Raw genomic sequence first — 21,963 nt, 5'->3', positions numbered from 1 at the left:
CGATACGAACGAGCCGGGGCCGCACTCCTAGTACCCGCCGGGCCAGGCGAAAAGCACCGCGAGCGCGAACAGCGGAACGGCGAAGGTGAACGCGTACCAGAATCCGCCGACCGCGAGGAGCAGCCACGACGCGACCGGGGAGTCGGACGGATCCCACGCGACGTCGAGACGTGGAAGTCCAACGACTGCGGCGGTCGGAACGAAAAGCGTGTACACGACGCCGACGGCCAAAACGAGCGTGAAGATGGCGTTGCTCCACGCGGCCCCCTCCGACGGGAGCACGGTCACGATCACCGCGAGTCCGAGGACGTACGGGACCGAGGCGGTGAGGGCGATTCCGACGTAGGTGGGGAGCAACGATCCACGTGGAGGGAGCGCTACGACGAGGGTCCGAACGCGGCAGGACAACAGGAGGGGCGTCCAAAGAACCGCGGCGAGCAGGCCGGGAAGCGACAGAACAAGCAGGGTGAGTACCCACCCGAAGACGTCCTGGAGGGGGGACATACGGAAGGCTACGGCACGATAATAAAGAAACTGACGACCGATGCACGCTACGTCGCTCCGTGTCAACAGACGACCGCGTGCAGCGGGGGTAGAGTGGGCCGGGACGACAGTAAAACGGGAATGCGGCTCCTTCTTCGAATCATGACGCTCGAATACCCGTATTTTCTCATCAATTTCAAGCGCTACGAGGGACGGCCGGCGACGCCGGCCTCGAACTCGCGCGGACGATCGAAGCGGTCCATCGACGGACCGACGGGACGTTCGTCGTCGCCCCACAGACGCCCGACATTCGCCTGCTCGCCGAAGGGACGTCCCTCTCCGTCGTCGCCCAGTCGATCGACGCCGTCGAACCGGATCGCGGGAACGGGCAGGTAGCAATTCGGGCGGTCGCGGCGGCGGGGGCCGACGGCGTGGTTATAAATCACCCTGAGAGTCCGGACACGCTAGCGGACGTCGAGGCGTTCGTCGCGGGGTGTGCGTCTTTCGACCTCGAATCGATCGTCTGCGTCGACAGCGTCGAAGTGGGGCGAGCAGTGCTGACGCTCGATCCGGACTGTCTCCTCTTCGAGGCGCCCTCGGACGTCGCGACTGGACGCGCGATGACTCGCCAGCATCCCGAACGCGTCGAGGCGTTCGTGTCGATGGTCGAAAGCGAGAGTCCCCGCACCCGCGTTCTCCTCGGCGGCGGGATCTCCAGTGCGGCGGACGTTGGGGACGCGTTCGATCTCGGTGCCGACGCGGCCGGAGCGGCGTCGGCGTTCGTCGACGCGGCGGATCCGGAGGCGTGGCTGTCGTCGATCGCGGCCGCACTTGTGGCCGAGTAGGTCCGTGCTGACGGATCGGATGCATCGACCACATAGCGGTGAGATGTCCTGATGGTCCGCCTCTAGGAATCATCGATGTACATATATAATCGTCGGAGATAGTCGATTGTTATTACATAAACCCCACCTGTGGCAACGGTAGACTCATGCTATTCGGTGGTGTCAATTATGTAATGAGTGGAAGACCGCTGGACGAGATCGACTACGCAGTGTTATATGCCTTACAGGAGGATGCCCGCCACAACACGAACGCTGCGATCAGCGAACGCGTCAGCGTCTCCGCCAGCACCGTCGGCAAGCGAATCTCACGAATGGAAGCCGAAGGTATGATCAGGGGATACCGCTCGAGTGTCGATTACGAGAAGGTCGGCTTTCCGTTACAGGTTCTTTTCATCTGCACTGCTGGGATCGCCGAGCGCGGGTCACTCACGCAAGAGGCCCTCGGCCTCGATGGCGTTGTCAACGTCCGGGAGTTAATCCGTGGGGAGAACAACGTTCACATTCAGGCCGTCGGCGCCTCGAACGAGGACATCACGCACGTCGCTCACGAGCTCGACATCATGGGCTATACCGTCACCGACGGGATTTTGATGCGTAACGAGTACGACCGACCGTCAGTCCGGTTCGGGACGGACACTCCGAGCGGGTGATCGCGACCGGAGGTTCAGGATCGTTCACATCGGCCCCGTGTTTCGATCGTATCGCTTGTTTCGATGGATTCCATCGCCCAAACGGTTTGTTACGATGGGTTCGAAAGGTAACTTTCCAATATATATATGCTGAAACGAACCCTAGCCACGGCCGACCACACAATGAGTTCCATTCGGCCAGTGAATCCAACGGTGGACTCTGTCACACCAACGCAGGCTATCATCGAAGCGGTAGCGGCCGCCGCCTGCGTCGATGAGACGGACCTCGACCCGTTGTACGAAGCCATCGACCCCGACGCATTGAACGCGCTCGTCGAAGCTAGCGGCGGCGAACGGTCGGAGGTTCGGATCCAATTCCGTTTCAACGGGTATGTCGTAACGGTCGCGGATACCGGTGTGATCCAGCTCCAAGAAGTCGGAGACGAGAGCTAACCACTGAGCGAGCGATACGAGCTGACCTGTACTCAGAGGGATTATCGTAGTAGTTCATACACTCCCCCGCGAAGCATCGAGACACCGTGTCCAGTATGGGTTTCGAAAGCTCCCGCCGGCTGGAATAATCCCTACGATTGTTCGTTTCGAACGGCGGTCGTCGGGACGCTTACCGAGGTGTTCATCGCGATCGAGGCCCACAGGAAAGAACGAAACGCCGGACCCGCGAACCCTCTCGTCAACGTCCGTCGCGTGAACGACGCGGAGTAACGGTTAGACTTCGTCCGACACGTACTAGCTCATATACGGCTCGTGTGACACCGCGTAACCGTCCTCGGACACCTCGACCGACTCGACGGTATATAGGCGAAGCTGTCGTTCCTGCTTCGTCGTGACGGGAACGCCGTAGTGTTCGGCGTCGTACGCGAAAGTTTCGCCGGCCGCTCTGCGATCCTCGACGAACGATTCGTGGCGATTGAAACGGGTTTCCGCGACGCTTCGGGAGAGCCTTTTTATATCTCCCAGGGTCTCCTCGAATACGTTTATAAAGCCCTCGTCGAGTTCGTAACCGGCGGAGTTCCGGCCGGTAGCCATCGCGGCGAGCGATGTCGTCCCGGTCCCCCAGAACGGGTCGAGTACGGTGTCGCCGTAGACGCTGTACATGTTTATCAGGCGGTACGGGATCTCGAACGGGTAGGCGGCCGAACGTTCGCGGATGTCGCCACCGTCCCCGTCGAGAGCCTGTACTGTCCCGCGAACGTCCGTCCACACGTCGGAGAACCACTCGTTGCGTTCCTCCCAGAAGTACGCCGACTCGTAGCGCCGCTTGGATCCCGGTTCGAAGCTCCGTCGCTCGGCCCCGCGTCTGAAGATGAGGATGTACTCGTGTTCGAGGGTCGCGTAGGCGTTCGGCGGGATCATTCCCGATCCCATGAACTTCGTCGCGGAGTTGGCCGGCTTCCGCCAGAGGATGTCGGGGAGCGGTTCGAATCCCAACTCGTCGAAGTACTCGATGATTCTGGCGTGGTTCTGATACACCCGAAAGCCGCCGCCGACGGTCCGCGTGGCGTCGCCGACGTTGATGCAGGCGATCCCGCCGTCGACCAGCACGCGGGCGAGCTCGTCCCACGTCGGGTGGAGCGTCTCGTGCATCGATTCGAACGCCCGTCGTCCGTCGCCGGCGTCGAGGGCGGCCTCGATGTCGGGATCGAGCGAGCAAAACAGGTCATCCCACATCTCGATCATCGGATAGGGCGGAGAGGTGACAACGAGTTCGACGCTGTCGTCGTCCAGCGCCGACATCTCCCGGGAATCGCCGACGAACACGCGGTGGGACGTCTCCATGTCCGAGGCTGTCGGCGGAGCCCCGTATACCCTTCCTTCGACGGTCGTCACGCCGCGTCCGGATACGGGATCTCTGCGACGTCGCCGTCCTCGGGGACGAACGCGTCCTCGCCCGAGAACGCCCCCTCAGCGTCCCGCTCGATCGGGTCGGCGTTGCCGGCGTACCGAGAGGAGATGTGGACCAACGCGAGCCGTTTGGCTCCCGCGCGATTCGCTATGTCCGCTGCCGATTCGGCCGTCGAGTGGCCGGTTCGACGGGCGCGCGTCTCGTTGTCGGCCGCGAACGTCGCGTCGTGGATCAGCAGATCGGCATCCCGTGCGACCTCGGCGGTGCGGTCGACGGGTCGCGTGTCGCCGGTGTAGACCACGGTCCGGCCGGGACGCGGCGGGCCGACGATCTGTTCGGACTCTACGACGGTCCCGTCGTCGAGTTCGACCGACTCCCCGGCGTGCAGTTTCTGATACATCGGGCCGACGGGGACGCCGAGTTCCTCGGCGCGCTCGCGGTCGAAGCGGCCCTTTCGCTCGTCCTCTTTGAGCGCGTAGCCAACTGACGGGGTGTCGTGATCCGTCCGGAAGGCAGTGATCTCGTAGCCGTCGCCGTCGAGAACGGTGTCCTCATCGCCGACGCCGTTGATCCGGAGCGGAAAGGAGGGCCGACCTGACGCGGCGTCGATGAATGCCTCGAGTCGGTTCCGCGCCGCCGTGGGGACGTGTATCGACAGCGCGGCCTCGCGTTCGTTGAAGTCCATCGTCTGGAGGAGTCCGGGGATCCCGAGGGTGTGGTCGCCGTGGATGTGCGTGAGGAAGATATGCGAGACGGCGAAGCCGGTTCCGAACCGCATCATCTGGCGCTGGGTGCCCTCACCGCAGTCGAAGAGCAGTCGGTCGCCCTCCCGGCGGAGGAAGATCGAGCTCGTGTTTCGCCGCGTCGTCGGCACGGCACCACCGGTCCCCAGAAAGGTCACGCGAAGCGACATACCCGCAACGACAAGCGGCACCGATAAACCGACTTCGGTGTCACGCCACGCCTCGAACCAGATATCGGTTTTCGACGGGCTTATACCCCCTCCACGGCAAGACTGCTGGGAATGAGTAGCCCCGAACTCGATGTAGTTGAGTTCCTGTTGACTGCGGCTATCTACACCGGAAACCGCGATCTGGATGAACGCGATCTCCCCCCACGATACCGTCAGGTTTTCTGGAAGGATGGCGCCGTCGAACGACCGCTGACGACGACGACCAACACCATCGCCGCGGCGACCGGCGTCGAGCGTCCCTGGGAGGCCATCTCCGGACTGATGTTCACCGACCGGGACGACTTCTCCGGGAAGATCGAATTCACCGACCGCGGGATGGCCGAATCCTGGTTCCTCGAACGGATCTCCGCCGACGCGCTCGTAGAGAACCCGACGCTCGCGTACGCCTTCGGCGACCGGTTCGACGAGGTCGACTACGAGGCCGCCCGCGAGACGAACCGACCGATCCATGCCGACCGCGTCTGGATCGATTCGCTTCTGGAGGAGATGTTCGACGAGGACGAAGAGGAGATGCTGGACCTCGTCGAGATCCGCGCGCCCGAAGAGATCAAGATCACGCTCGATGACCTCGTGTTGACGGCCGATCAGGAGAACGAGATCCACAAGATCGTCAAGGCGATCGAACACCGCGATTACCTCGCGGAGATCGGTCTGCGCGAGATCGGCAAACTACTCTTCGTCGGCCCGCCGGGGACCGGAAAGACCTCCGTCGCCCGCGCGCTCGCACAGGACCTCGATCTCCCGTTCGTCGAGGTCAAACTCTCGATGATCACGAGTCAGTACCTCGGTGAGACGGCCAAAAACGTCGACAAGACGTTCGAGATCGCGAAACGGCTCTCGCCGTGTATCCTCTTCATGGACGAGTTCGACTTCGTCGCGAAGACGCGCGCCTCCGACGAGCACGCCGCGATCAAACGGGCGGTCAACACGCTGTTGAAGAGCATCGACGAGATCTCGCTTATCCAAGACGACGTGTTGCTCATCGGCGCGACGAACCACCCCGACCAACTCGACGCGGCCGCCTGGCGGCGCTTCGACGAGATCGTCAACTTCCCGAAACCCGACGCGGGGATGCGGTCGGATATCCTCCGTATCGTCACCCGTCGAATGGAGGTCGAGGGGTTCGACCCCGACGCGCTCGCCGAGGAGACGGAGGGACTGACCGGCAGCGACCTCCGACTCGTGCTTCGCGAGGCCGTTCTCGACGCGTTGACAGAGGAGCGAACGACGCTGACCCAAGCCGACCTGATGGAGGCTATCGCGGGGTTCGAGGAGCGCGACAACCTGAAGAACATGGACATGATCGAGGGCGACCCCGACGTGCTCATCGCGGGCGGGTCGGACGGTCACGACCACGACCACTGATGGAGGTCACGCTGCTCGGCACCGGGGACACGACCGGGACGCCCACGCCGAGGTGCGACTGTGCCACCTGCGAACGCGCCGTCGAACGCGGAGTCGAACGATCTCGATTTTCCGTCCACGTTCACAACGAACGAACCGGGGAATCGGTACTCGTCGACGCGAGTCCCGACTTCCGTTATCAGTTTCTCACCCAAGACGTGCCGTTGCCGGATTCGATCATCGTCAGCCACGTTCATTTCGACCACCTCGACGGGCTCGGCAACGCCTACCGCCTGCTCGACGACGTTCCGGTCTTCGCGGCGAACGAGACGGATCCACAAACGGGGCAAAGCGTCGCGGGGACCGTCGACGAAAAGTACCACTACCTCGATACGATAACCGTCCGTCCCCAAACGCCGTTCGAGACGTTCGAGACGTGCGGCTTCGAGGTGACGCTCGTCCCCGTTGAACACCCACCGTTGGTCTGTTATGGACTCACGATCGAGGACCCCGAAACCGACGGGAAGCTCTCGATTTCGGGCGACACGAACTACGATATCTCCGAGGAATCCAGCGACGTGCTCGCCGATCCGGACCTGTGTTTCGTCGACGGGATCGTTCCGGCGAAACACACCGAGTTCCACCCGCTCGGTGGCGATCACCCCGACGAGAACGGCGTCTACCGAACGTTCGGGACCAAACACATGACGATCGAGGGTGCGAGAGCGCTGGCGGACGACCTCGACGCCGACGAGTACCGTCTCGTCCACCTGTCACACTACATCCCCGCCGAGGAGGCCTTCGACGACGACATGGCTGTCGACGGCGAACGGTTCAAGCTGTGACTCGCCGGAATCGACGTCCCGACGACGCGAACAGTAGCCTTTAGGTTCGAGACACCCCCGGTTTTCGTATGATTATCGACGCGGTGGACGTTCGCCGCCGATACGGGGAGACGGTCGCCCTCGACGGCGTATCCTTCTCCGTGGACGAGGGCAAGATCTTCGCGCTCATCGGCCCCAACGGCGCGGGCAAGACGACGCTCGTTCGTGCGCTTTCGGGGACGACCGACGCCGAAGGAACGGTGTCCGTCTTCGGGCAGTCGCCCGCCGACGTCGCGCGCGACCGGATCGGCCTCCTCCCACAGGAGTTCACGCCGGCGGGTCGGCTCACGGCCAAAGAGCTCGTCGAGTACTACGCGGGACTGTACGACGAGTCGAGGGATCCGGAGGCGGTTCTCGACGACGTCGGACTCACCGACAGCGCGGACACGTTCTACGAGAACCTCTCGGGGGGACAGAAACGTCGCGTCTGCGTGGGGACGGCGCTGGTCAACGACCCCGCGCTGCTCATGCTCGACGAGCCGACGACCGGGATCGATCCGACCGGCCGTCGCGACCTCTGGCGGCTCATCGAGGGGCTTGCCGACGGCGGGACGACCGTCGTGTTGACGACCCACTACATGGAGGAAGCCGAGGAACTGGCCGATCACGTCGGGCTGTTGGCCGACGGCGAGCTCGTCGCACTCGGTTCACCGTCGGAGCTTATCGGGCGATACGGCGGCGAGAGCCGCCTCCTGATAGAGCCCGAAGACGGCGATGCCGCGGTCGAAGCGCTGACCGACGCCGGGTACGAGATCATCTCTGAGGACCGCCGCGTCGCGGTCCCCGCCGACGCGACGGATATCCCGTCGATCGTCGAGACACTCGCCGACGCCGGCGTCGTCTACGAGGGGCTGACCTGGCGCCAGCCGACCTTGGAGGACGTCTACATCGAGCTGACCGGGACCGACGCGGCCTCGGCCGACGGGATGACCACGGAGGGATGGGCGTGAGTCGACTCGGCCGGATTACCGCCGAAACGCGGGCGGCGTGGTACGCCTTCGTCCGCCGGCGAACGGCGGTGTTCTTCACGTTCTTCTTCCCGATCATCCTCATCCTCATCTTCGGCGCGTTGATACGGACGGACCCGACCGACGGCGGCCTCTTCGCGGAACCGGCCGGCTACTACGTCGCCAGCTACCTCGCGGTCGTCGTGTTGTTTACGCCGCTGTCGCGCGTCGGCAGCGAGGTCGCCCGTCACCGTGAGGGGAACCGGTTCGAGAAATTGGCCACGACCCCGCTGTCGCGAGCCGAGTGGTTGCTGGCGCAGACGCTAGTCAACGTCGCCGTCATCGGCCTCGCCTCGCTCGTCATTCTCGCGATGGTGTTGGCCGTCACGGACGCGAGCTTCGTCGCGTCACCGCTCGTCGTCCCGTACATCGCCCTCGGAGTCGCGCTGTTCTGTGGGTTCGGCGCGGTGTTGGGCCGGGTCGCCGACTCCCAAGACGGCGTCATCGCGGCTTCGAACGGCGTCGCGATCCCGCTTTTGTTCCTCTCGGAGACGTTTATTCCGCCGGCGATGCTCCCGGAGTGGTTCGTGCCGTTCATGCAGCTGTCACCGCTGACGTACTTCGCACGGGGGCTTCGGGCAGCGACGTACGAAGCACCGACCGGTGCCATGGTAGGAGTGGGCGAGACGGGCGTCGTGGGTGTCGATCCGTACCTCAACCTGCTCGTCCTCGCGGTGCTCGCGCTCGGATTCTTCGTCGCCGGGGCGTACGCCCTCCCGCGGACGGACTGACGCGAACAACCGACAATCGACGGGGGAAAGCGAAGCGACCTTTGGTCGGGGCCCCAAAGCGTGAGTATGTCCACCGTACGCGGACCACAGTTCGCACGGGACCACCCCCGCGCGCTCGCTGCTTTCCTGACGATAGTCGGGTACGTCGTCGTCATCGGGACGCTCTATGCGGATCTCGGGATCTATCCGGAGATCACCGAGTCGACGGTCGATCTGCTCGCACACGCGATCTCGGTCGTCAACGCGGCGACGATCGTCTGTCTCGTTCTCGGAATACGCTGGATCAGAGCCGACGAGGTCGAGAAACACCGCACGGCGATGATCGCGGCGTTCGTGCTCATCCTCCTGTTCTTGGTGATGTACCTGTTGAAGACGGGTGGCGGCGGCCGAAAGGAGATCGTCGCGGGCGCGCCGCTTCGAAGCCTCTATCTCGGCAGCCTCGGCGTCCACATCTTCCTCTCGGTCGTGGCCGTTCCGTTCGTCCTCTATGCGATCACGCTCGGATTGACGCACACACCGACCGAACTCCGCCAAACCGCCCACGCGAAGGTCGGTCGGGTGGCGGTGACGGCGTGGCTCGTGAGCCTGGTGTTGGGCCTCCTCGCCTACGGGATGCTCACGTTTTACTACGGCCCAGAGCAGATCGAGTTCGTCCGCGGAATAGCGTAGGATGGTCGACAAAGACGCCATTAGAACGCGGATCTGGGATCGCCTCGAACGCGACGGGATCGCGCGCTTTCCCTTTCCGCCGCGCGGCCGTATCAGCAACTTCGACGGCGCGCGGGAGGCGGCCGATCGGGCGATCGAGCTTCCGGAACTCGCGACCGCCACCGCGGTCAAGGCCAACCCCGACGCCCCGCAGTTGCCCCTTCGTCGTCGGCTGTTGAAGGGCGGCACGACGGTGTACATGGCCGTCCCGCGACTCGCCGAGGAGGCGTGTTTCGTGGAACTCGATCCCGCCGAGATAGCCGACCTCGACGCCGCACCGACCGTCTCGCACCTGAGCGAGTATGGGGCGCGAGTCGAACCGAGCGCACTCGCGGGGATCGACGCGATCGTCGTCGGCAGCGTCGCGGTGGACGACTCGGGGACACGGATCGGAAAAGGGGAGGGATACAGCGATCTCGAGTACGCGGTCCTCAGAGAGATCGGACTCGTCGACGACGACACGACGACGGTGACGACCGTCCACGACGTGCAGGTGGTCGAAGAGACGCTCACGCCCGACGCTCACGACGTACCCGTCGACGTCGTCTGTACGCCGACGCGGACGATCCGAACCGACGGCGGACCGAAGCCGACGGGGATCGACTGGTCGACGCTCGACGACGCGCGCCGCGAGGAGATCCCGATCCTCGATCGCCTTTCGTCGTGAGGACCGAGGACGACCGGCAGCATTTGCCGCATTCTTGATCATCAATCATTACATTTAAGACCGTGACAGTTGTTGGTGGACGTAGATGTCCCGAGACGATATCGAACCCATGGTGCCCATCATGCCGACAGACGACAGCCCCGCGACGACCGTCCGCGCCGACGGCGGACGGAAAAAGCGCTACGACGAGGGCGAGGTAGAAGCACCGCTCGTCCCGGACCTCCGGTAAGGACTCGCTTCTTTCGAGTGATCCGGGACCGCAAGCGGTGCGGCCGTTCGATCGCTCCCTTTTTCGCTTAGGCGGATCGATTCGAGTGCATGCAGACCCTCGCGTTCGACGGTTCGACCGGTGCCAGCGGCGATATGATCCTCGCCGCCCTCCTCGCTGTCGGTGCCGATTCCGACGCGCTCACACCGGTGGAGACCGCCCTCCCCGTCGAGTATCGGATCGGCGAGACGACGAAAAACGGGATCGTAGCGACCACCGTCGACGTGCTCCTCGAGGGGACGGACGGCGACGAACCCACGGCGGCGGATGACCACGAGCACGGGCACACGCACGAGCACGAGCACGCCCATGCTCACGACCACGCACACGAGCACCACCACGCCGAAGGGGCCGGCACGAGCCGAACGTACGCCGAGTGCTGTGACCTCGTCGCCGAGATGGGTCTCCCGGAGTCCGTCGAGGCCGACGCGCTGGCCATCTTCGAGCGACTCGGGGAGGCCGAATCCCGCGTCCACGGCACCGATCTCGACTCGACGTACTTCCACGAGGTCGGCGCCGACGACGCGATCGCGGACATCGTCGGCGTCGCGCTGCTTCTCGACGACCTCGGGGTCGAACGCGTCGCGACGACGCCCGTCTCGGCCGGTGGCGGCGAGGCGTCGATGAGCCACGGGACATACCCGGTGCCGACGCCGGCCGTTACCTACATCGCCGAGACGGCATCATGGACGCTGTGCGGGGGGCCGATCGAGACGGAACTGTTGACGCCGACGGGGGCGGCGATCCTCGCGCACGTCGCCGATGGCGTCGAGTCGCTGCCGCCGCTGTCGATCGACGCGGTCGGTTACGGCGCGGGCGACAAATCGTTCGCCGACTACCCGAACGTCCTGCGGGCGACGCTCGGCGAATCGACCGGCGAACTCCTGCGAGACGGGATCCGCGTGCTCGAAACCACCGTCGACGACGTGACACCGGAGATCCTCGGCGGACTCCACGAACGACTGGCCGAGGCCGGCGCGCGCGACGTGAGCATCGTTCCGACGACGATGAAGAAGTCCCGTCCCGGCCACCTGATCCAGGTGATCGTCAGACCGAGGGACGTCACGGCGGTCGCGCGGAAGCTCGCCACAGAAACCGGAACGCTCGGCGTCAGGGAGACCCCCGCCACTCACCGATGGATCGCCGATCGAACCATCGACGCAGTGGACGTCGAAATCGACGGCGAAACCCACGAGGTGCACGTCAAGGTCGCCAGCGACGACGACGGAACGGTGTATGACGCGAGCGCGGAGTACGACGACTGCGCGGCGATAGCGGCGGAGACGGGCGTACCGACCCGAGACATCGCCCGACGCGCCGAGACGACCTACCGAAACGCAAACTAAAACCGAAGGGACCGTTCACTCGCCGCCACGGACGTTCTTCAACCGCCGTAGGCGACCGACTGTCCGATCGGTCAGCCGGACGTATATATACTCGCTGACGCCGACGAGGCCGAAGGCGGCCGCGAGAAAGAAGACTCCGAGTGCGTACTGGCCCTCGAGAACGTTGAGCACGCCCACCAACGCGATCGGGCCGGCGACGACGAGCGTCGCGGCGAGTTGGAGCATCCGGATGATTCCGATGGCCATGCCTCCCCTTTTAACTCAGTCCTTATAGGCCTCTTCGTCGCGACCGTCATCGGGATCCTCGGTCGCCACGTCGACGACGGTCTCCGCCACGATCCCTTTTAAATCCGGTTTGAGGTATCCGCCCGCGACGAGCGCGAACGCGACGAACAGAAAGCCCCCACCGGTGATGAGTCGGCCCTCGAAGACGAACTCCGCGCCGAGGAGTCCGATCGGCGCCGCGAGCACGACCGTCCCGAACAGGGTGAGCGTGTCGAGCAGGTCCATTTATATATGAAAGGGCGCTCACGGACAAAAAGACGCCGTTCGTCCCGAGAGCGACGGGCGCCGTTTCGAGATGTGAGTTCGATCGGAGATTTATACGTGCAGCGATCGTTGCGAGAGGCATGGTAGGGGGAGAACTACGGATATCGGAAGGCGTCGTACGAGCGGTCGCGAGGAGAACGCATCGAGACGAGACGAAACTCCCGCCGTTGTACGATCGCATCGATCCCGGGGCGCTGGATTCACTTATAAATAAAATGGCGGAGGGTGAGGTGTCGTTCGCGTATGCGGGCTGTAAGATCACGGTCGGAAGCGATGGATCGATTCGTGTCACGGACTGCCGACCGGCCAGCCTCGGTGGCGTCCCGGTTGGCAGCGACTGACACCGATTATACCCGGCACATCGGCGTCGATCGCCGATGACGACAGCCTTTCACCATCGACGCGCGAACCCGAGGGTATGTTTACCGGTATCGTCGAAGCGACCGGAGAGGTCGTCTCGATAGAGGACACCGACGAGGGGCGACGGCTTCGCGTCACCGCCCCTTTTTGTGACGAACTCGAACACGGCCAAAGTGTCGCGATAAGCGGGGCCTGCCTGACCGTCGAGACGTTCGACGACGAAACGTTCGAGCTGTTTCTCTCGGCAGAGACGCTCGAACGGACGTACTTCGACGACGTCGCAGGCGGCGATCACGTCAATCTCGAACGCGCGCTCCCTGCGGACGGCCGCCTCGACGGCCACTTCGTACAGGGGCACGTAGACGGGGTCGGCGAGGTCACTCGCGTCGAGCAGATCGGCGGCGACTGGACGTTCGGCTTCGCGCTGCCGGACGAACTGCGGCGCTACGTCGTCGAAAAAGGCTCGATCGCCATCGACGGTATCTCGTTGACGGTAGCGGAGTTCGAAGACGGCGAGTTCACCGTCGCGATCATCCCGGCCACCTACGAGCTGACGACCCTCTCGGAGAAGTCGATCGGCGACCCCGTCCACCTCGAAGTGGACGTGGTCGCAAAGTACGTCGAGAGCCTGACGGAAGGATACCGCTAACCATTCACTCGCCGGCGAGTTCGTCGCCGATCGAGCCCTCGTACTTTTCTCGGGCCGATTCGGGGAGGTAGGCGTTCTCCCACTCGAGGACCTCGGGGAACCCCGAGAACTCGTGGAGACTGCCGACCGGTTGACTCGAAAACGCCTCGTCGACGCGCCGCATCGACTCGACGGGGTCGTCGGCGAACACCGCCAAGTCGGCGTGGACGTTCGCGATGGTCGAGAGCGTCGAGACGATCGGAAACAAGACGACGTCGAAGCCCCACGACTCGAGATCGTCGAGATCGATGTACGGCGAGGTCCCGAGATCGCCGACGAAGTTGTACACGAGGGGGCCGTCCACCTCGCGGCCGACGCGTTGTAGCTCCGCTTCGTCGGTCGGCCCCTCGACGAAGGCGACGTCCGCCCCGGCATCGAGGAACGCGTTGACCCGCTCGATGCCTTCATCCAGCGAGCCGTCGCCCGTTCCGCGAGCGTCGCTGCGGGCGATGATGACGAACCCTTCGTCGCGCTCGTCTCGCACGTCGGCGGCGGCGGCGATCTTGCCGACGGCCTCCTCCGTCGGGATCACCTGCCGGCCCTTCGTGTGCCCGCAGCGCTTCGGGAACGTCTGGTCTTCGATGTGGATCCCGCCGACGCCGGCTTTGATGTACTCGCGGACCGTCCGGATCACGTTCGTCGCGTTGCCGTAGCCGTTGTCGGCGTCGGCGATGAGCGGCACGTCGATCCGCTCTTGAATGTTCTTGGCGTTCTCGATCATCTCCGGCATCGTGATGAACCCGCCATCGGGGTAGCCGATCTTCGATAGCGAGGTTCCGTAGCCGGTCATGTAGATGACGTCGAAGCCGACGTGGTCGGCGACGGCGGCCGTCAAGGGGTCGTGGACGCCCGGACAGACGAGCAGTTCGTCGCGCGAGAGCCGGTTTCTGAGCGTGGCACCGTACGTCGTCATGGCGGAGACTCCCCTCCGTTCGTCAAACCGGTGTCGATCGAACCGTCGGGGCTCAGGATCCGTCACCGCCCGCGAGGTGGTCGATCACGTCCGACGACGCGACCACGTCGCCGTATTTCGCGTCGATGTCGAAGAGGTTCGCCCGGTGTGGGTCGTCGGCCCGGTCGCCGACCGCGTCAGCGGGGACGATCGTCCGATAGCCGTGCTGGAGGCTATCGACGGCCGTCGCTCGGACGCAACCGCTCGTCGTCACGCCGGTGATGACGAGCGTATCGACGCCGTTCGTCGTCAGTTCGGTGCCGAGGTCGGTCCCGAAGAAGGCGCTGGCGTATTTTTTTAGCATCACTCGCTCGTCACCGACCGGTGCGACGCGGTCGTCCAGCTGGACGGCTTCGGTGCCGAGTCGAAGCTCTCGAAGCGCGGGCACCTTCTCGACGAAGTGACCGGCGTCGCCGTACGACTCTTCGAAGGCGACCGTGGTGAAGTATCGGGGCAGATCGTGTTCGCGAAACGCGGAGAGGAGTTCCCCGACGCGGTCGAGTACATCCCCAAGCTCGGAGCCGAGATCGGAGTTGGGATCGGTGAAGGCGTTTATGAGATCGACGACGACGAGCGCCGGTCTATCGCCCATCCCGACGCGCTCGCCGAACGCTCCGACGGCGTATCGCTCCCGCACCTCGGCGGTCGTTTCCGGTGTGGTCATCGGCTCGTGATCACCGGCTCCCGCTCTCGAATTCCCGCCGTTCAGCGGCGATTTCGGCTTCGAGTGTCCCCTCGTCCGGCAGCGGTCCGTAATCGAACTCCGGTGGTTCCTCGCGGTCCGCGCGGATCGCTTCGCGACGCTCCTCGGTCGCGTCCGTATCGACGGTTCCGTCGGACGTCAGAACGATGCCGTACTCGGTCTCGGCGGCCGACTCGCTGATGAGTCCCCGCTGGACCTCGGTCGCGACGACGTCGGGGTCCCGGTTGAGCGGGTCGCCCAGGCCACCGCCGCCGGCCGTGCTGAAGACGAGTTTGTCGCCGGCCGCCACGGCCACGTTCTCGACCTTCGACGGGAGCGCCTCCTCGGTGCCGTCGACGCGGATGAGTCGCTTCTTGCTCCGCATGGCGTGTTTGCCGCCGTCGACGCCCCACGGGTAGGTGTGAGCGCGATCGTCTTGGAAGGTGATCGCCCCCGGTTCCTCGAAGGTGTAGACCTTCGTGATGCCGTGGCCGCCGCGGAACTCGCCGGGACCGCCGGTGTCCTCGCGCGTGCTGTACTCGTCGATCGTCAGGGGGTAGTACGCCTCCTGATACTCCGCGGGAACCGTTCGGAACAGTGGCCACCACGAGTGGCCGTCGAGGCCGTCACCGCCGGGACGGGCCGGGATCCCGCCGTAGAGGATTTCAAGCATCTGGAAGTCGTTGCCGTCCGAATTGGTGCCGGCGTAGACGAGGTTCGGCGAGGTGCCGTAGCTGCCGGCCACGGAGAAGCCGTCGATGAGCTTCGAGAACGTCGCCTGCAGCACGTCGAACTGTCGGGCCATCATCGGCAGGCGGTTGCCGAGCGCCGCCGGGAACTCCGGTTGGACGACCGAACCCTCGGGCAGGGTCACCTCGAAGAGGTCGTAGTATCCGTCGTTGAACGTGAGGAGGGGATCGAAGGCCATGATGAGAAAGACCCCGGTGAACATCTTGAACATCTTCTCGTTCAACAGGAAGTTCACGGTCCCAGGCACCTGTCCGTCCGTGCCCGTCCAATCGAGGTGGACGGTGTCGCCCTCCCGGTAGATCTCGAGGTGGAGTTTGATCGGGCCGTTGCCCATCCCGTCGTCGTCGACGTAGTCCTCGAAGGTGTAGCGTTCGCCCTCGGGGACGAACTCGTGGATCAGGTCGATCATCCCGTCGCGGGTCCGATCGAGGATGGCGTCACAGCCTTCGACGTACGTCTCCTTCCCGAACCGATCGCAGAGCCCGTGAACGCGCGTTTCGGCGGCTTTCGTCCCCGCCGCGAGCGCTTTAATATCTGCCTCGGCGTGCTCGGGGAGGCGAGTGTTGTGTGCGAACGTTTCGAGCAGTTCGCTGTCGAACTCACCTCGTTTGTACAACTTGACCGGCGGGAGTCGCATCCCCTCCTCGAAGATCGTCGTCGCCTGGACGGGCATGCTGCCCGGCGTCTTCCCGCCGACGTCCATCAGGTTCCCCCACTGGCTCGAGTAGCCCACGAGATCGCCGTCGTAGAAGATCGGCCGGAGCAACAGCATGTCAGGCGTGTGCGACACCGCGCCCGCGCACATGTAGGGATCGTTGGTCGCGATCACGTCGCCGTCCTCCAGGTCGTCGACCTCGAACGGCGAGTTCTCGATGATCGTGTCGATGGCCGAGCCGAACTGTCCCATCACCATCCGCCCCTTCCGATCGGCGATGAGCGGGAACTGGTCGGACTGTTCGCGGATCACCGGGCTGATCGCCGTCGTCTCGACGACCCGGTCCATCTCCTCTCTGGTGTTCGCGAGCGTGCTCTCGATGATGTCGAGCGTGGTCTGGTGGATATCGTGGTCGCCGACGAAGTCGGGCGTGGTGCTCATTGGGTCTCACCTCTGTTGATCTCGATGTTCCCAAAGCGGTCGATCGTCGCGACGTGGTCGGGTTGGACGACGACCGTCGAGTCGTCGTCGACGACGACGGCCGGACCCGACAGCTCGTTGCCCGGCAGCAGGTCAGTCCGGTCGTACACCGGCGTCTCCCGGTACTCGCCGTCGAAGTAGATCGGCTCGGTTCCGATCTCCGCATCGCTCGGATCGGCGTGCGCGAGTTCGTACTCGTCGATCGCGACGCCCTCGATGGTTCCCCTGCCGATGACTCGGAGATTGGCGATCTCCAGCGGCGCGTCGAGCGCGAAGCCGAACTGCCGCTCGTGGCGGGCCTCGAAGTCGTCTTTGATCACCGCGAGGCCGGTGTCGCTCCGCAGGTTGTCGATGTCGACGGGTATCGACATCCGGATGTCCTGTCGGAAGTACCGACACTCCGCGTAGTACTCGAAGGCGTGGTCGGCCTCGTCGACGCCCTCCGAATCGAGCCACGCAGTCGCCTCCTCCCGGAGCGAGAGGAGTTCCCCGTGAACGTCCTCGCCGTCGACGTCGAGGTCGGTTTCGAGGTAGGTCTCCGCGAACTCGTTTTGAATGTCGGAGGTGAGAAAGCCAAACGCCGACATGACGCCCGGTCCCGGCGGAATGACGAGCGGATACGCGCCCATCACGTCCGCGAGGGCGTTGGCGTGCATCGGGCCCGCGCCGCCGAAAGCGACGAGCCCGAAGTCGCGGGGGTCGTATCCCCGCTCGACGGAGACGACCCGGAGAGCGCCGTGCATGTTCTCGTTAACTATGTCGAGGATCGCCTGAGCGGCCTCTTCGACCGTGCTTTCGCGCTCGTCGGCGATCGTCGCGATCGCCTCGTGAGCGGCGTCGCGGTCCAGATCCATCCGCCCGCCGAGTTGGACCGTCGAGGGGATGCGACCCAACACGACGTTCGCGTCAGTGACCGTCGGCTCCTCGCCGCCCTGACCGTAGCAGGCCGGGCCGGGGTCAGCGCCGGCGCTCTCGGGGCCGACCTGCAGCGAGCCGTTCAACTGGACGCGGGCGATCGAGCCGCCGCCCGCGCCAACGGTGTTCACGTCGACGGAGCGGGATTTGAACTCCCGATAGCCGACCTTGGTCTGTCGACTCGTCTCGGGCGTGCCGTCCTCGACGAGCGAGACGTCCGTCGACGTGCCGCCCATATCCAGCGTCAACACGTCGGGGACGCCCTTCGTCGCCGCGATCGTCGCCGCGCCAACGACGCCGCCGCTCGGACCCGAAAGCGCGAGTTCGACCGGGCGGTTCTTCGCCGCGCGCGAACTCATCAGTCCGCCGTCGGAGCGGACGACGTTCATTTTCGCCGACGACCCGGCCGCTTCCAGCGAGTCGTCGAGGTCGTCCAGATAGCGGATCACCTGCGGACGGGCGTAGTCGTTGATGACCGTGGTGAGCGTCCGCTCGTACTCGCCGTACTCGGGGACGATCTCCGAGGAAATCGACACCGGCAGGTCGGGCGCTTCCTCGGCGACGATCTCTCGAATCCGCTCCTCGTGAGCCGGGTTGAGATACGCGTTGAGCAACGCGACGGTCAGCGACTCGACGCCCGAATCCGCGAGTTCATTGACCGCGTCGCGGACTTCAGCCGCCTCGAGCGGCTCGGATTCGGTCCCGTCAGGCGAGCTGATCGATCCCGAGACGCCGCGGGTGTCGACCAGATCCGCCAGCGGATCCGGTTTCTCCATGGCCATCCAGCCGTACAGCGGACCGGGCGTCCACGCGCGGGCCAAGTGGAGGATGTCCTCGTGGCCCGACGACGTGATGAGACCGACGCGAGAGCCGGTCTCCTCGAGCAGCATGTTCGTCACGACGGTCGTGCCGTGAAAGATGAGATCCAGCTCCGAGACGGTGGTACCGGCCTTTTCGGTGGCGGATTCGATCCCCGTGAGAACGCCTTCGGACGGGTTCGAAGGCGTCGAGAGGACCTTCTCGATGGTGAGGTCGTGGGTGGTTTCGTCGAAGACGATAACGTCGGTGAAGGTCCCGCCGACGTCCACGCCGAGGTTGTATGTCATGCGATATCGTACGCTCTGAAAGACTCGTGAGCGGAGCCTAAGCGTTCTCCCAACACCTGTTGGCTCTTTTTAACCCACGCACTGGCGACTTCGGGGGAACGAGGGCCGACCGAGACGGCAGAATCGATCGATCGTGGCCGATTCGGGCAGCTATGACCGAAGTGAGCGGGGTCCTCACGGAGGACCGCAGACTTTTATCCGCTCACACCGATTCTCACGGCGACGCACCGAGATGTTCACTGCGACGATCCACTTCGAACAACACCGCGAATGTATCCTGCGCCGGCTCACGGCCGGCGCCGACGACCCCGTTCCGATCGAGATCGAGGAAGTTCGGGACGGCTCCGTGACGTTCGTGCTTCGGGCGGGAGCGGACGCGGACGCCTTCCAGCGGGAACTCGAGGCGGCCGATGACGTCGAGCACGTCGATCGGCTCGACGAGACGAACCTGTTGGTGACGAAACCGTCCTGTGGGGCCTACTCGGCGATCTACCGTAACCACGGGACGCTACGGCGGTCGAACACGATCAAAGGCACCCATCGAGAGTACAACGTGTTGATCTTTCGCCGGGAGGACCTCAAGGCAATCATCGAGGATCTGTCGTCGTTCGGAACGGTGACACTCGGAAAACTCGAGGAGTTCGGCAAGGGCAGAGAGCCCTCGATGACCGACCGACAGCGAACCGTGTTGGCCGAGGCGCTCGATCGCGGCTACTACGAGTGGCCCCGGCGGATCAAAAGCGCCGAGCTCGCCGAAGCGCTGGACATCAGTCGCGCGACGCTGCAAGAGCACCTCCGAAAGGCCGAACGGACGTTGCTTTCCGCTGCGCTCGACCGGGACCGCGGGGTGAGTGGACGGCGTACCACGCCGAAGCGGCGGTGAAGGCGGTCCGGGCCGCTTAACAGCCTCGGGACGAAACGATGAGCAATGAGTTCCGGGTCACGGTCGGGGGAGTTCTGTCCGCGATGTGGTGACGAGATCGAACGGCCTCCGGAGATCGACCTCCCCGGCGGGCCGCGTGACCCCGACGCCGTCCTCTGTGACGACTGCTATTTCGAGTCGTTCGACCTCGTCGACGCCCCCGACCGCATCGAGATCGGAGTCTGCAGCCAGTGCGGCGCACTCTATCGTGGCAACCGGTGGGTCGACGTCGGCGCGCGCGATTACACGGGGGTCGCCATCGACGAGACGGCCGAACGGCTGTCGGTCCACGTCGACGCCGACGAGGTGGAGTGGGGGGTCGAGCCCGAACAGATCGATCAGAACACGATCCGGATGCACTGCCTGTTCAGCGGTCGCGTCCGGGAAACGCCGATCTCCGAGGAGGTCACCGTCCCGGTCTACATCGCCAGACAGACCTGTGATCGGTGCGGCCGCATCGCGGGCGACTACTACGCCAGTATAGTTCAGGTACGGGGAACGGATCGTGAGCCGACGCCCGAGGAGAACGACCGAGCCGTCGAGATCGCCGAGTCATACATCGCCGACCGGGAGGCCACGGGCGACAGGAACGCGTTCATCACCGAGACCACCCGGACTGACGACGGCGTCGACATGAAAATATCCACGAATCAGATGGGCCAGGGGATCGCAAAACGGATTATCGCCGAGTTGGGCGGCACCGTCTCCGAAGCGCCGACGCTCGTCACCGAGGACGGCGACGGAAACGAGGTCTACCGGGTCACCTTCACCGCACGATTGCCGCCGTACACGCCTGGCGACGTGATCGACCTCGGCGACGGCGACGATCCCGTGCTCGTGCGGAGCGCTCACGGCAATCTGAAGGGTACGCGGCTGGCGACAGGCGAGCGTTATGAGGCGTCCTTTGAGGAGGGGATCGCCCCCGACGCGCGCAAACTCGGCGAGCGCGCCGACGGGGAGGAGACGATTGTCGTGACAGTCGAGGACGAACACGCCGTGCAGGTGCTCGACCCGGAGACGTTCGAGGCGAAGACGATCCCGAGGCCGGCGTATCTGGATCCCGACGCCGACACGGTCAGGGTGTTCAAGCACCGAAATGGCCTCCACGTCCTGCCCGAGCCCGAAGAAGCCGATGAATGAGCTCGCGGCGATCGTCGAGCGATCGAGGACGGAATCGGTCGTCGAGGCGCTCGGTGCGGAGGGGGTATACGATCGGAGTCGTCGAATCGAATCGTACGACGCCGACAGAACCGCCATACCGGTGCTCGACGCGCCGCGTTCGATAGCCGTCGATGCCGTCGAACGCGTCGGTCTCCCGCGCCGCGAACGTGGCCTGCGGGATCTTCTCGACGCTCGCGGGGCGTCCGACGAGATCATCGACGCCGCGCCCTCGTCGTGGGCGGTGATCGGCAGCGTCGTGCTGGTCGATTTCGGCGACGTGTCCGCCAAGGGGACACTCGATCCGACGGCGTGTGAGACGGTCGGCGAGGCGCTCCTCGAACTGCACGGCGAAGCCGACACGGTGTTCGCTCGCGGCGGAATTTCCGGCACTCGACGCGATCCGTCCGGAAAGGTCGTCGCCGGTATCGGGGAGACGGAGACGATCCACGCCGAACACGGAACGAGATACGCGCTCGACCTCGCCGAGGTGATGTTCTCGCCGGGGAACAAAGCCGAGCGCGCTCGGATGGGCGAGGTCGTTGAACCGGGCGAGCGCGTCTTCGATATGTTCGCCGGGATCGGCTACTTCACCCTTCCCATGGCCCGCGAGAGCGCGTCGGTGACGGCCGCCGAAATCGATCCCGTCTCCTACCGGTGGCTTGTCGAGAACGCGCAGTTGAACGGCGTGACCGACGACATCCGCGCCGTATTGGGCGATTGCCGGACGGTCGAGACGACCGCAGATCGGGTCGTCATGGGATACTACGACGCCCACGAGTACCTCGGACCGGCCCTCGATTCGCTGGTTCCGGGGGGAACCGTTCACCTCCACGAGGCGACGCCCGAGGCGCGCTTCCCCGATCGTCCAATCGATAGCCTTCGGACCGCCGCCCAGGTGGCCGATCGAACCGTCGACGTGCTCGAAACTAGACTGGTGAAGACACACAGCGCCGGCGTCGTTCACGGCGTCGTTGACGCGAAAATCGAGTAGCGA

25 protein-coding genes are annotated in these 21,963 nt (G+C 64.6%); 16 read left to right on the top strand and 9 right to left on the bottom strand.

The window, feature by feature from the left end:
* Positions 1–27: 27 nt before the first annotated feature.
* On the bottom strand, positions 28–504 hold the full coding sequence (locus R6U53_RS12625) for a hypothetical protein (RefSeq protein WP_410322723.1): 477 nt from the start codon (positions 502–504) through the stop codon (positions 28–30).
* A gap of 152 nt (positions 505–656) precedes the next feature.
* Between R6U53_RS12625 and R6U53_RS12620 the strand changes: the two genes are divergently transcribed.
* The 3 genes from R6U53_RS12620 (at position 657) to R6U53_RS12610 (ending at position 2,410) form a co-directional block, all read left to right on the top strand.
* Positions 657–1,328: a triose-phosphate isomerase gene (locus R6U53_RS12620; protein ID WP_410322788.1), complete on the top strand. Its 672-nt coding sequence runs from the start codon at positions 657–659 to the stop codon at positions 1,326–1,328.
* 173 nt (positions 1,329–1,501) lie between these two features.
* A complete protein-coding gene (locus R6U53_RS12615; RefSeq protein ID WP_410322722.1) occupies positions 1,502–1,978 on the top strand; it encodes an Lrp/AsnC family transcriptional regulator in 477 nt (158 codons plus the stop codon).
* 192 nt (positions 1,979–2,170) lie between these two features.
* Complete coding sequence (locus tag R6U53_RS12610; protein WP_410322721.1) at positions 2,171–2,410, top strand: HalOD1 output domain-containing protein; 240 nt, start codon at positions 2,171–2,173, stop codon at positions 2,408–2,410.
* 294 nt (positions 2,411–2,704) lie between these two features.
* Here R6U53_RS12610 and R6U53_RS12605 read toward each other — a convergent pair whose 3' ends face one another.
* Positions 2,705–3,754, bottom strand: a complete 1,050-nt coding sequence (locus R6U53_RS12605) for a DNA-methyltransferase (RefSeq protein WP_410322720.1) — start codon at positions 3,752–3,754, stop codon at positions 2,705–2,707.
* 47 nt (positions 3,755–3,801) lie between these two features.
* Complete coding sequence (rnz, locus tag R6U53_RS12600) at positions 3,802–4,734, bottom strand: ribonuclease Z (protein WP_410322719.1); 933 nt, start codon at positions 4,732–4,734, stop codon at positions 3,802–3,804.
* Positions 4,735–4,845: 111 nt separating this feature from the next.
* Here rnz and R6U53_RS12595 point away from each other — a divergent pair, with 111 nt between their 5' ends.
* The 8 genes from R6U53_RS12595 to larC all read left to right on the top strand — a co-directional run bounded on the left by R6U53_RS12595 (position 4,846) and on the right by larC (position 11,749).
* Complete coding sequence (locus R6U53_RS12595; protein ID WP_410322718.1) at positions 4,846–6,159, top strand: ATP-binding protein; 1,314 nt, start codon at positions 4,846–4,848, stop codon at positions 6,157–6,159.
* Complete coding sequence (locus tag R6U53_RS12590; RefSeq protein WP_410322717.1) at positions 6,159–6,983, top strand: MBL fold metallo-hydrolase; 825 nt, start codon at positions 6,159–6,161, stop codon at positions 6,981–6,983. The genes R6U53_RS12595 and R6U53_RS12590 overlap by 1 nt, the downstream gene beginning before the upstream one ends.
* Positions 6,984–7,051: 68 nt before the next feature.
* Entirely contained in the window at positions 7,052–7,972 is a 921-nt protein-coding gene (locus R6U53_RS12585) for an ABC transporter ATP-binding protein (RefSeq protein WP_410322716.1), read from the top strand.
* Positions 7,969–8,760, top strand: coding sequence for an ABC transporter permease (locus R6U53_RS12580; RefSeq protein WP_410322715.1), 792 nt, complete (start codon positions 7,969–7,971; stop codon positions 8,758–8,760). The genes R6U53_RS12585 and R6U53_RS12580 overlap by 4 nt, the downstream gene beginning before the upstream one ends.
* A gap of 66 nt (positions 8,761–8,826) precedes the next feature.
* Positions 8,827–9,429: a DUF420 domain-containing protein gene (locus tag R6U53_RS12575; RefSeq protein WP_410322714.1), complete on the top strand. Its 603-nt coding sequence runs from the start codon at positions 8,827–8,829 to the stop codon at positions 9,427–9,429.
* 1 nt (position 9,430) lies between these two features.
* A complete protein-coding gene (locus tag R6U53_RS12570; protein WP_410322713.1) occupies positions 9,431–10,135 on the top strand; it encodes a 5-formyltetrahydrofolate cyclo-ligase in 705 nt (234 codons plus the stop codon).
* An 85-nt stretch (positions 10,136–10,220) separates the two neighbouring features.
* Positions 10,221–10,364, top strand: a complete 144-nt coding sequence (locus R6U53_RS12565) for a hypothetical protein (RefSeq protein WP_410322712.1) — start codon at positions 10,221–10,223, stop codon at positions 10,362–10,364.
* Between the two features lie 89 nt (positions 10,365–10,453).
* Positions 10,454–11,749: a nickel pincer cofactor biosynthesis protein LarC gene (larC, locus tag R6U53_RS12560; RefSeq protein ID WP_410322711.1), complete on the top strand. Its 1,296-nt coding sequence runs from the start codon at positions 10,454–10,456 to the stop codon at positions 11,747–11,749.
* A 15-nt stretch (positions 11,750–11,764) separates the two neighbouring features.
* On the opposite strand, the gene R6U53_RS12555 is transcribed toward larC, so the two are convergent.
* Both R6U53_RS12555 and R6U53_RS12550 read right to left on the bottom strand, forming a co-directional pair.
* Positions 11,765–11,995 carry a hypothetical protein gene (locus R6U53_RS12555; RefSeq protein ID WP_410322710.1) on the bottom strand — a complete coding sequence of 77 codons (231 nt, stop codon included), beginning with the start codon at positions 11,993–11,995 and terminating at the stop codon, positions 11,765–11,767.
* A gap of 15 nt (positions 11,996–12,010) precedes the next feature.
* Positions 12,011–12,259, bottom strand: coding sequence for a hypothetical protein (locus tag R6U53_RS12550; protein WP_410322709.1), 249 nt, complete (start codon positions 12,257–12,259; stop codon positions 12,011–12,013).
* Between the two features lie 119 nt (positions 12,260–12,378).
* Here R6U53_RS12550 and R6U53_RS12545 point away from each other — a divergent pair, with 119 nt between their 5' ends.
* Both R6U53_RS12545 and R6U53_RS12540 read left to right on the top strand, forming a co-directional pair.
* Positions 12,379–12,639, top strand: coding sequence for a HalOD1 output domain-containing protein (locus tag R6U53_RS12545; protein ID WP_410322708.1), 261 nt, complete (start codon positions 12,379–12,381; stop codon positions 12,637–12,639).
* Between the two features lie 77 nt (positions 12,640–12,716).
* Entirely contained in the window at positions 12,717–13,307 is a 591-nt protein-coding gene (locus tag R6U53_RS12540; protein ID WP_410322707.1) for a riboflavin synthase, read from the top strand.
* Between the two features lie 4 nt (positions 13,308–13,311).
* Here R6U53_RS12540 and R6U53_RS12535 read toward each other — a convergent pair whose 3' ends face one another.
* The 4 genes from R6U53_RS12535 to R6U53_RS12520 are packed head-to-tail and all read right to left on the bottom strand — an operon-like array spanning position 13,312 to position 18,886.
* Complete coding sequence (locus R6U53_RS12535) at positions 13,312–14,259, bottom strand: oxaloacetate decarboxylase (protein ID WP_410322706.1); 948 nt, start codon at positions 14,257–14,259, stop codon at positions 13,312–13,314.
* A gap of 52 nt (positions 14,260–14,311) precedes the next feature.
* Positions 14,312–14,962 (bottom strand): isochorismatase family protein, encoded by a 651-nt coding sequence (locus R6U53_RS12530; RefSeq protein ID WP_410322705.1) that lies wholly within the window; start codon positions 14,960–14,962, stop codon positions 14,312–14,314.
* A gap of 10 nt (positions 14,963–14,972) precedes the next feature.
* A complete protein-coding gene (locus R6U53_RS12525) occupies positions 14,973–16,826 on the bottom strand; it encodes a hydantoinase B/oxoprolinase family protein (protein ID WP_410322704.1) in 1,854 nt (617 codons plus the stop codon).
* Positions 16,823–18,886 carry a hydantoinase/oxoprolinase family protein gene (locus R6U53_RS12520; RefSeq protein ID WP_410322703.1) on the bottom strand — a complete coding sequence of 688 codons (2,064 nt, stop codon included), beginning with the start codon at positions 18,884–18,886 and terminating at the stop codon, positions 16,823–16,825. Before R6U53_RS12520 ends, R6U53_RS12525 begins: the two co-directional genes overlap by 4 nt.
* 232 nt (positions 18,887–19,118) lie before the next feature.
* On the opposite strand from R6U53_RS12520, the gene R6U53_RS12515 reads away from it, so the two are divergent.
* Genes R6U53_RS12515 through R6U53_RS12505 form a run of 3 tightly spaced genes read left to right on the top strand, consistent with a single transcriptional unit; the run spans position 19,119 to position 21,960 of the window.
* Positions 19,119–19,769: a helix-turn-helix domain-containing protein gene (locus R6U53_RS12515; protein ID WP_410322702.1), complete on the top strand. Its 651-nt coding sequence runs from the start codon at positions 19,119–19,121 to the stop codon at positions 19,767–19,769.
* 45 nt (positions 19,770–19,814) lie between these two features.
* On the top strand, positions 19,815–20,948 hold the full coding sequence (locus tag R6U53_RS12510; RefSeq protein ID WP_410322701.1) for a 60S ribosomal export protein NMD3: 1,134 nt from the start codon (positions 19,815–19,817) through the stop codon (positions 20,946–20,948).
* Positions 20,941–21,960 carry a class I SAM-dependent methyltransferase gene (locus R6U53_RS12505; RefSeq protein WP_410322700.1) on the top strand — a complete coding sequence of 340 codons (1,020 nt, stop codon included), beginning with the start codon at positions 20,941–20,943 and terminating at the stop codon, positions 21,958–21,960. The genes R6U53_RS12510 and R6U53_RS12505 overlap by 8 nt, the downstream gene beginning before the upstream one ends.
* Positions 21,961–21,963 lie beyond the last annotated feature (3 nt).

Source organism: Natronomonas sp., assembly GCF_046483325.1.
GTDB lineage: Archaea > Halobacteriota > Halobacteria > Halobacteriales > Haloarculaceae > Natronomonas.
The sequence above is the reverse complement of the archived record's forward strand: the minus strand, read 5'-3'. Positions and strand labels throughout refer to the sequence as shown.

What these genes read in the sequence shown, in the direction of transcription:
- R6U53_RS12590 (WP_410322717.1), top strand. Translation starts at nt 6,159, where the DNA reads ATGGAGGTCACGCTGCTCGGCACCGGGGACACGACCGGGACGCCCACG.
- R6U53_RS12505 (WP_410322700.1), top strand. Translation starts at nt 20,941, where the DNA reads ATGAATGAGCTCGCGGCGATCGTCGAGCGATCGAGGACGGAATCGGTC.
- R6U53_RS12535 (WP_410322706.1), bottom strand. Translation starts at nt 14,259, where the DNA reads ATGACGACGTACGGTGCCACGCTCAGAAACCGGCTCTCGCGCGACGAA.
- R6U53_RS12540 (WP_410322707.1), top strand. Translation starts at nt 12,717, where the DNA reads ATGTTTACCGGTATCGTCGAAGCGACCGGAGAGGTCGTCTCGATAGAG.
- R6U53_RS12510 (WP_410322701.1), top strand. Translation starts at nt 19,815, where the DNA reads ATGAGTTCCGGGTCACGGTCGGGGGAGTTCTGTCCGCGATGTGGTGAC.
- larC (WP_410322711.1), top strand. Translation starts at nt 10,454, where the DNA reads ATGCAGACCCTCGCGTTCGACGGTTCGACCGGTGCCAGCGGCGATATG.
- R6U53_RS12585 (WP_410322716.1), top strand. Translation starts at nt 7,052, where the DNA reads ATGATTATCGACGCGGTGGACGTTCGCCGCCGATACGGGGAGACGGTC.
- rnz (WP_410322719.1), bottom strand. Translation starts at nt 4,734, where the DNA reads ATGTCGCTTCGCGTGACCTTTCTGGGGACCGGTGGTGCCGTGCCGACG.
- R6U53_RS12530 (WP_410322705.1), bottom strand. Translation starts at nt 14,962, where the DNA reads ATGACCACACCGGAAACGACCGCCGAGGTGCGGGAGCGATACGCCGTC.
- R6U53_RS12575 (WP_410322714.1), top strand. Translation starts at nt 8,827, where the DNA reads ATGTCCACCGTACGCGGACCACAGTTCGCACGGGACCACCCCCGCGCG.
- R6U53_RS12525 (WP_410322704.1), bottom strand. Translation starts at nt 16,826, where the DNA reads ATGAGCACCACGCCCGACTTCGTCGGCGACCACGATATCCACCAGACC.
- R6U53_RS12555 (WP_410322710.1), bottom strand. Translation starts at nt 11,995, where the DNA reads ATGGCCATCGGAATCATCCGGATGCTCCAACTCGCCGCGACGCTCGTC.
- R6U53_RS12545 (WP_410322708.1), top strand. Translation starts at nt 12,379, where the DNA reads ATGGTAGGGGGAGAACTACGGATATCGGAAGGCGTCGTACGAGCGGTC.
- R6U53_RS12570 (WP_410322713.1), top strand. Translation starts at nt 9,431, where the DNA reads ATGGTCGACAAAGACGCCATTAGAACGCGGATCTGGGATCGCCTCGAA.
- R6U53_RS12520 (WP_410322703.1), bottom strand. Translation starts at nt 18,886, where the DNA reads ATGACATACAACCTCGGCGTGGACGTCGGCGGGACCTTCACCGACGTT.
- R6U53_RS12595 (WP_410322718.1), top strand. Translation starts at nt 4,846, where the DNA reads ATGAGTAGCCCCGAACTCGATGTAGTTGAGTTCCTGTTGACTGCGGCT.
- R6U53_RS12605 (WP_410322720.1), bottom strand. Translation starts at nt 3,754, where the DNA reads ATGGAGACGTCCCACCGCGTGTTCGTCGGCGATTCCCGGGAGATGTCG.
- R6U53_RS12565 (WP_410322712.1), top strand. Translation starts at nt 10,221, where the DNA reads ATGTCCCGAGACGATATCGAACCCATGGTGCCCATCATGCCGACAGAC.
- R6U53_RS12625 (WP_410322723.1), bottom strand. Translation starts at nt 504, where the DNA reads ATGTCCCCCCTCCAGGACGTCTTCGGGTGGGTACTCACCCTGCTTGTT.
- R6U53_RS12550 (WP_410322709.1), bottom strand. Translation starts at nt 12,259, where the DNA reads ATGGACCTGCTCGACACGCTCACCCTGTTCGGGACGGTCGTGCTCGCG.
- R6U53_RS12615 (WP_410322722.1), top strand. Translation starts at nt 1,502, where the DNA reads ATGAGTGGAAGACCGCTGGACGAGATCGACTACGCAGTGTTATATGCC.
- R6U53_RS12515 (WP_410322702.1), top strand. Translation starts at nt 19,119, where the DNA reads ATGTTCACTGCGACGATCCACTTCGAACAACACCGCGAATGTATCCTG.